Here is a 6,091-nt window from a genome sequence, read left to right as displayed (position 1 = left end):
TTAAATAGAATAATGTCGGATCAAAAAATAATCACACTCTTAACTGATTTTGGATTAAAAGATGTCTATGTCGGTGTAATGAAAGGTGTAATTTATCAAATTAACTCTAATCTAAAAGTAATTGACCTTACCCATGAAATTCCTCCGCAAAATTTGTTTGCTGCCAGATTTTGTTTGCAAAATGCTTATCGTTATTTTCCTCCAGAAACGGTTCATGTTGCTGTTGTCGATCCGGGAGTGGGGAGTACAAGAAGAGCGATCGCTCTTCAACTACCTAATGGTTTTTTAGTCGGACCTGACAATGGAATTTTTAGTGGAGTTTTGGAAAATTTAGAAATACAAAATATCAAGGTAGTTACGCTTACTAATTCTGAGTATTGGCGCACAAAAACACCAAGTACAACTTTTCATGGTCGAGATATATTTACTCCTGTTGCTGCTCATATTGCTAGTGGGGTGAAGTTGGAAAATTTGGGAGATAAAATTAATCCAGATAGTTTAGTTAAATTGCCTTTAAATAATATTACTCTGACAGAATCAGGTATTGTGGGTTGCGTTCAGCATATCGATCATTTTGGCAATATAATTACTAATATTTCTAGTAGTTATGTTGTTGAGAAAAATTGGTCGGTTATTGTTAATAATAATGCCGATTTTTTACAGAATAAAAAAATATCTAGTGGCAATACTTATGCTGACTGTAAAGCAGGGGAATTAATTGCAATTATTGGGTCTCATGGTTTTGTAGAAATTGCTGCTAATGGTAGTAGTGCTGAGGAGCAACTTAATTTAAAGTATGGGGATAGAGTTGAAATTGTTTGGTTTTAAATAAGGAATCAGCAGTAAGTAGTCAAGGGACGTAGATAGAATTTAACTACTTCTATTAAGGGGAGTATATGCTCTCTATGCCAAATTAGCCACAGTGGTTTATTTTTTGGTGAATCTAATTGCTGAACTCGAATTAATAATAATTTTTCATGGGTGCTTGTCGAAAATGTAACTCATGCCATGCTTGAATCTGGATTTTTCCTAGCGGAGGATGTTCGAGTTCTATTTTTTGCTGTTCTGGTCTCGATATTTGCTTATCACTGAGTTTAAATTTTTTTCCATGTAATACCAATTCCCATGCATTAACGCAAGACCTTGGATAACACTTCAGTTATTAAGTAATTAAACTAAGGTAATTACTTTTTTGTTAATTTGAGCAAATTTAACATTAATTATTCTTGTTTTTACTTCTCCGGTACGGACGTTACATGCAACGTCCCTACCCCTACTCCTGTACGGGCGATTCGCGAATCGCCCCTACTCCCCCGCAATGGGAAAATGTAGAAAAGTTTTTGAGAAATGGTATAAGCGAGGACGACCACAACCATAAGAAGTTATCAGTCATACAAATTAGTATAATAGATAGTCAGAAAATTACTAAACTCCTTAATCTGCTTCACCAAATCTTTTTTCTCATATCTGTTGATGGTCTGGATTTTTTGTATCCTTATACTTGATTTTATTTTCAACTATTTAGTCTAAACTCTAGGATATAAAAAAACACCAAGAACTCGTCATCAAGTTATCATCAAAGGGCAAAAAAATTCCCAAAAATAAATAAAAGTTGGGATTTGAGCCATCTATTTTTCAGTGATTATTTTCACTGAAGACAGAGGGATATTGCCAGACTTGGTTAGCATAAATATTACCCTAACTATTTTTGGTTTTTGTCCAAAGTCCAAAACCTACAGATAAATAAATTAAATCATTCTCCAACAAAAATATTAATCTTTGTATCAAAATTAAGATAAAATTAACCATTAATATAAAAAGCAGGCAATCTATCTAAATCTTGCAAAAACCAAAATAATGTTATCAAACGAGTTTCTAGAAACAGTATGGCTAATACCTTGTTATGCTATAATTGGTGCAATTTTAGCCTTGCCTTGGTCGCCCGGAATTATTAAGCGCACTGGACCAAGACCAGCAGGTTACATCAATTTAATAATGACCTTCATCGCTTTCCTACATGGTTTAATTGCTCTGACAGCAAGTTGGAATCAACCTGCACGAGAATTATCAATACCCTGGCTACAAGTAGCACAGCTCGACATCAATATTTCTGTAGAAATATCCACCCTAACCATTGGGGCGACTATATTAATAACAGGTCTAAACCTCCTCAGTCAAATCTACGCGATCGCCTACATGGAAATGGATTGGGGATGGGCGCGTTTCTACTCCCTACTGGCATTATTTGAAGCGGGAATGTGTGCCTTAGTTTTGTGCAACTCCCTGTTCTGGAGTTACATTATTCTGGAAATTCTCACTCTGGGTACATATTTATTAGTAGGATTGTGGTATTCTCAACCATTGGTAGTCACGGGAGCAAGAGACGCTTTCTTGACAAAACGGGTCGGAGACTTATTTGTGTTGATGGGAGTAGTCGCTCTGTTACCCCTAGCAGGAACTTGGAATTATACCGAGCTTGCTGAGTGGGCGAAAACTGCAAACATTCCTCCCACTACTGCTACTCTATTAAGTCTAGCTTTAATCGCGGGTCCTCTGGGTAAATGCGCTCAATTTCCCTTGCATCTGTGGTTGGATGAAGCAATGGAAGGACCGATACCAAGTACAATTCTCAGGAATTCTCTGGTAGTAGCGGTCGGAGCTTGGGTATTGACTAAGTTGCAACCAGTTTTAGCTTTGTCTCCTGTAGCTTCTACGGTAATGGTAGGAGTGGGAGTGTTTACAGCAGTTTGTGCTTCTTTAATTGCTATTGCCCAAATTGATATTAAGCGAGCGCTCTCTTATTCTGTGAGTGCATACATGGGTTTGGTATTTATTGCGGTTGGTACTGGTCAAGAAAAAACTGCTTTAATATTATTATTCACTTACGCTTGTGCGATGGCTTTGTTGATAATGAGTACGGGTGGAGTAATATTAAATTGTATTAGTCAAGACCTGACTCAATATGGTGGTTTGTGGTCTCGTCGCCCTATTTCTGGAATTTCTTATTTAGTCGGTGCTGCGGGATTGGTTGCTTTGCCTCCGTTGGGTAGTTTTTGGGCGTTGTTACAAATGGCAGATAATTTGTGGCAGACTCAACCTTGGTTAGTGGGGGTGTTGTTTGTGGTGAATGGGTTAACTGCTTTTAGTATTATTCGGGAGTTTGGTTTAATTTTTTGTGGTAAAACGAAGCCAATGACCGAGCGATCGCCTGAAGGTTTATGGGCGTTGGTTTTGCCGATGACTATTTTGGCTGGTTTTACATTGCACGTTCCGTTGTTATTAGCACATTGGCAGTTATTACCAGATATGGCAATTATTAATAAACCTGTTGCTGGTTTGTTACTGTTATCCAGTGTACTTGGTTTTGGTATTGGTGGGTTGATTTATATAAATGACAAGTGGGAGAAACCAATTAAATTGCCTTACCAAGGAATACAAGACTTTTTTGCTTACGATTTTTATACGGTCAAATTGTATAAAATTACGATTGTTTTTGTAGTGGGTTTAGTATCAAAAATTATTTCTTGGATAGACCGCTATATTGTTGATGGAGTAGTTAATTTCGTCGGTTTCGCGACTATTTTTGGAGGTCAGGGTTTAAAATACAATGTTTCTGGTCAGTCTCAGTTTTATTTGTTGACAATTTTGATTGGTATTACCCTATTATTAAGTTGGTTAGCTGTTGGTTTATTTTAGGGAAAATTGAAATTATCTCAAGTAAAATTAATTAACCGCAATGTAGGGAAGTTGCATAACAAAAATGTGTTTTCGTATAGGGAATGCTCCGCAAACATGTCGCACAGCGAAACATCCTATGGTTGGTTTATTATAGTTATTTAATGAGAGATGATATTATAGGCAAATATTTGTTAAAAAATTTCAGTCATACGAGGCTGTATTACCAATGGATAATTGATAATTAATCAATTACGAAAAACTAGGGCTTGAGATTGCTTCCCTATGGGTCGCAATGACGAAAATACCTTATATTGCCTAAGTTATAATTAGACTAATAATAGGATTTTATTCCCTAGAATTATCCAGATTTATCTGTCAAAAATCACAATTTTCTGAGGCTACTGCCGTGTCAAGCTTGAAAATGTAGATTAAAAAACCTAACCCCCCAACCCCCTTCCCTGCAAGGGAAGGGGGGGATTTCTCCCCTCTCACTCATCAGGAGAGGGGGAGGGGCAGGGGAGGGGGGAGAGGTCTTCGCTCGTTGCTTGCTCCTAACACACCATTTTAAGCTTGACACGCTACTACTATTTTATTACCTTTTCTCTCGCGGGTTTAATACCCCAATGTCTAAACAGTGCTTAAAGTTGGTTGGAGTTTGTGGACTTAGAGCGAAAGTTCTTTGACTATCCCGATGCAATTTTCCCTTCTTACTTCTTGAATGATTCATAGCAATTTAATCGACGACAATTTAACAAAAAATTATGCTCAGTGTTTTAATTATCATCCCAATTTTAGGGGCAATATTAGTAGGATTTTTCCCAGGAAATATTCCGGCGGAAAAATTACGAAAAGTCACTTTAGCAATAGCCGTATCTCTCATAGTTTGGACTGTAGAAATTGCTCTAAAGTTTGACTTAAATAATCCCCACTGGCAATTTCAAGAAATATTTGCTTGGATTCCCCAATTAGGTTTAACCTATAATCTTGGAGTAGATGGTTTATCTTTACCCTTACTTGCCCTCAATTCTTTACTAACATTTATCGTAGTTTATGGCTACGGTAATAATGTCGAACGTCCGAAACTTTACTACTCTTTAATTTTGTTGGTAAATGCAGGTGTAGCAGGAGCTTTTCTTTCAGCAAATTTACTACTTTTCGTTCTGTTTTACGAACTAGAATTAATCCCCATCTATTTATTAATAGCAATTTGGGGAAGCGAAAAACGAGGCTATGCAGCAACAAAATTTCTCATCTATACTGCAGTTTCTGGAATTCTCATATTAGCAGGATTTTTAGGGATAACTTGGTTAAGCAATTCTCCTAGTTTTGACTATAATCTCATATCTACCCAATCATTACCTCTAATAACTAAACTTATCTTACTAACAATTCTCTTAGTAGGATTTGGGATCAAAATACCACTGGTTCCTCTACATACTTGGTTGCCAGATGCTTACGTCGAATCATCTCCCCCTGTTACCATTTTACTTGGTGGAATATTGGCAAAGTTAGGCACTTACGGATTATTGCGTTTCTGTTTGGGACTATTCCCCGGAACCTGGGAAATAGTCGCACCCGGAATGGCAATTATTGGCACCATTAGCGTTTTGTATGGAGCATTAGCAGCGATCGCTCAACAAGACATTAAACGGATGGTGGCTTATAGTTCCATTGGACACATGGGTTACATTATCGTTGCTGCTGCTGCGAATACACCCCTAAGTTTAGTGGGAGCGATTAGTCAAATGGTGGCTCATGGTCTAATTTTAGCGATTCTATTTCATCTGGTGGGTGTAGTGGAAACTAAAGTCGGTACTCGCGAGTTATCTGTTTTGAATGGTTTAATGAGTCCGGTGCGAGGTTTACCTTTTACTAGCGCTCTGTTAATTATGGGTGGAATGGCAAGTGCAGGTATTCCAGGAATGGTGGGTTTTGCTGCTGAGTTTATTGTGTTTCAGGGAAGTTTTTCTAAGTTTCCAATTCCCACTCTTTTGTGTATTATTGCTAGTGGTTTAACTGCTGTTTATTTTGTAATTTTGTTGAACCGTACTTGTTTTGGGAAATTAGATAATAATACAGCTTATTATCCAAAGGTTATTTGGTCTGAACGTGCGCCTGCTTTGGTATTAGCAGTAGCGATTTTCTTTTTAGGAATTCAACCTATTTGGTTAGTGCGTTGGAGTGAAGAAACTTCCAATTTTTTAGTGCTTAAATCTCAAATAGAAATTCAGTCAATAAGTCAATATCTAAAGTAGGGAATAGGGAATAGGGAATAGGGAATAGGGAATAGGGAACAGGGAACAGGGAACAGGGAATAGGCAAAAAACAATTATTTGTTATCAAGAAATTCACCAGAATTTTAGGAGTATGAACTGATACCTCCTCCCCTGTAGAGTTATTTCAATTCCTTACC

The 6,091-nt window shown here is 37.3% G+C and carries 5 protein-coding genes; 4 read left to right on the top strand and 1 reads right to left on the bottom strand.

From position 1 onward, the window contains the following. A partial coding sequence (locus F6K22_RS28180) for an SAM hydrolase/SAM-dependent halogenase family protein (RefSeq protein WP_483244169.1) occupies positions 1-828 on the top strand: 828 nt, incomplete at its 5' end. A gap of 133 nt (positions 829-961) precedes the next feature. Here F6K22_RS28180 and F6K22_RS28175 read toward each other — a convergent pair. Beyond that, complete coding sequence (locus F6K22_RS28175; RefSeq protein ID WP_293105710.1) at positions 962-1,120, bottom strand: hypothetical protein; 159 nt, start codon at positions 1,118-1,120, stop codon at positions 962-964. A 136-nt stretch (positions 1,121-1,256) separates the two neighbouring features. Between F6K22_RS28175 and F6K22_RS28170 the strand changes: the two genes are divergently transcribed. The 3 genes from F6K22_RS28170 to F6K22_RS28160 all read left to right on the top strand — a co-directional run bounded on the left by F6K22_RS28170 (position 1,257) and on the right by F6K22_RS28160 (position 5,933). Beyond that, positions 1,257-1,505 carry a hypothetical protein gene (locus F6K22_RS28170; protein ID WP_293105709.1) on the top strand — a complete coding sequence of 83 codons (249 nt, stop codon included), beginning with the start codon at positions 1,257-1,259 and terminating at the stop codon, positions 1,503-1,505. A gap of 352 nt (positions 1,506-1,857) precedes the next feature. After that, the gene (locus F6K22_RS28165; protein ID WP_293105708.1) at positions 1,858-3,696 is read left to right on the top strand and encodes an NAD(P)H-quinone oxidoreductase subunit F; all 1,839 of its coding nucleotides are present in this window, start codon (positions 1,858-1,860) and stop codon (positions 3,694-3,696) included. A 743-nt stretch (positions 3,697-4,439) separates the two neighbouring features. Then, entirely contained in the window at positions 4,440-5,933 is a 1,494-nt protein-coding gene (locus tag F6K22_RS28160; RefSeq protein ID WP_293105707.1) for an NADH-quinone oxidoreductase subunit M, read from the top strand. The last annotated feature ends 158 nt before the right edge of the window (positions 5,934-6,091 follow it).

Source organism: Okeania sp. SIO2F4, assembly GCF_010672385.1.
GTDB lineage: Bacteria > Cyanobacteriota > Cyanobacteriia > Cyanobacteriales > Microcoleaceae > Trichodesmium.
Note: the sequence above shows the minus strand (reverse complement) of the source record. Positions and strands in the feature narration are given on the sequence as shown.